We start from the raw sequence: 1,748 nt of genomic DNA, 5'->3' as shown, positions 1-1,748 counted from the left end.
ACCAGTGCCTGTTGGGTGATGGTGGGGTTTTGGAAGATGTCGGGGAGTTGGAGGTGGAGTCCGTGGCGGTCGGCTGCGGCGGTGGCGCGGAGGGCGAGGAGGGAGTCGGCGCCGAGTTCGAAGAGGTTGTCGGTGGTGCTGAGGGGTTGGGTGGGGTTGAGGAGTTCGGTCCAGATGGTGGTGAGGGTGTGTTCGGTGGGTGTGTTGGGGGGTGTGTGGGTTCGGTTGGTGGGGTTTGTTGTGGGGTCGGGGAGTGCTTTGTGGTTGATTTTTCCGTTGGGTGTGAGGGGTATTTCGTCGAGGGTGATGATGGTGTGGGGGATCATGTAGTGGGGGAGTTTTTCGCGGAGCCAGTTGCGTAGGTCTTCGGTGGTGGGTGGGTTTTCGGGGTTGGTGGGGACGATGTAGGTGATGAGTCGTTTGTTTTCGCGGTTGGTCGTGTGGTGGGTGGTGGTGAGGGTGGTGTGGATGTGGGGGTGGGTGGTGAGGGTGGTGTCGATTTCTCCGAGTTCTATGCGGTAGCCGTTGATTTTGACTTGGTGGTCTTCGCGGCCGAGGAATTCGATGGTTCCGTCGGGCCAGTAGCGTCCGAGGTCGCCTGTTTTGTAGAGGCGTTGTTTGGTGTGGGGGTGGGTGGTGAAGGCGTTGCTGGTTTTTTGGGGGTCTTTCCAGTAGCCGAGTGCGACTCCGGTGCCGCCGATGTGGATGTGTCCGGTGGTGTAGGGGGGTCGGGGGTTTTGGTGGTGGTCGAGGATGTGCATGGTTTGGTTGGTGAGGGGTTTTCCGTAGGGGATGCTGGTCCATTCTGTCGGGATGTTGGTGATGGGGTGGTGGATGGACCAGATGGAGGCTTCGGTGGCGCCGCCGAGGCTGTGGAGTTGGAGGTGGGGGAAGGTGTTTTTGGCGCGTTGGGGGAGGGTGAGGGGGATCCAGTCTCCGGAGAGGAGGGCTGTTTTGAGGGTGGTGTTGGGTGGGGTGTTGTTCTGGTTGCGGTGTTCGGTGAGGAGTTCGAAGAGGGCGGGGACGGAGTTCCAGGTGGTGATGTGGTGGTGGGTGAGGAGGTGGTTCCAGTGGTGGGGGTCGCGTTGGGTTCCGGGGTTGGGCAGGACGAGGGTGGCGCCGGCGGTGAGGGTGCCGAAGATGTCCCAGACGGAGAGGTCGAAGGAGAGGCTGGAGATGCCCAGGACGGAGTCGTGGGGGGTGAGTTGGGTGCGGTTGTTGATGTCGTGGATGGTGTTGAGGGCGCCGCGGTGGTCGATCATGACGCCTTTGGGCTGGCCGGTTGAGCCGGAGGTGAAGATGACGTAGGCGAGGTCGGTGGGGGTGCGGGTGGGTTGGTGTGGGGTGGGGGTGTGGTACCAGGGGGCGTTGTCTTCGATGGTGAGGGGGGTGATGGTGGTGGGCCAGTCGATGTGGGTGGTGTCGGGTTGGGTGAGGACGGTGCGGGTGTCGGTGTGGGTGAGGAGGTAGGTGATGCGTTCGTGGGGGAGTTCGGGGTCGATGGGGACGTAGGCGGCGTCGGCGTGGAGGATGCCGAGGACGGCTGCGATCTGTTCCCAGCCCTTGTGCATGCTGACGGCGACGAGTTCGCCGGGTCGGGTGCCCTGGGCGCGTAGTCCTTGGGCGATGTGGAGTGCGTGGTCGGTGAGTTCGGCGTAGGTGAGGGTTCGGGTGGGTGTGATGACGGCGGTGGCGTCGGGAGTCCGGGCGGCCTGGGCGAACACCGGCTCGTGCAACAAACCCCCGGG

1 protein-coding gene is annotated in these 1,748 nt (G+C 63.4%); it reads right to left on the bottom strand.

Annotation, left to right across the window (positions count from 1 at the left end; all coding sequences use genetic code 11):
- On the bottom strand, window positions 1–1,736 hold a 1,736-nt coding region (locus ACIP8Z_RS37585), incomplete at its 3' end, for an amino acid adenylation domain-containing protein (RefSeq protein ID WP_402091539.1).
- Between the last annotated feature and the right edge of the window lie 12 nt (window positions 1,737–1,748).

This window comes from Streptomyces sp. NPDC088553 (genome assembly GCF_044752965.1).
Lineage (GTDB): Bacteria > Actinomycetota > Actinomycetes > Streptomycetales > Streptomycetaceae > Streptomyces.
The sequence above is the reverse complement of the archived record's forward strand: the minus strand, read 5'-3'. Positions and strand labels throughout refer to the sequence as shown.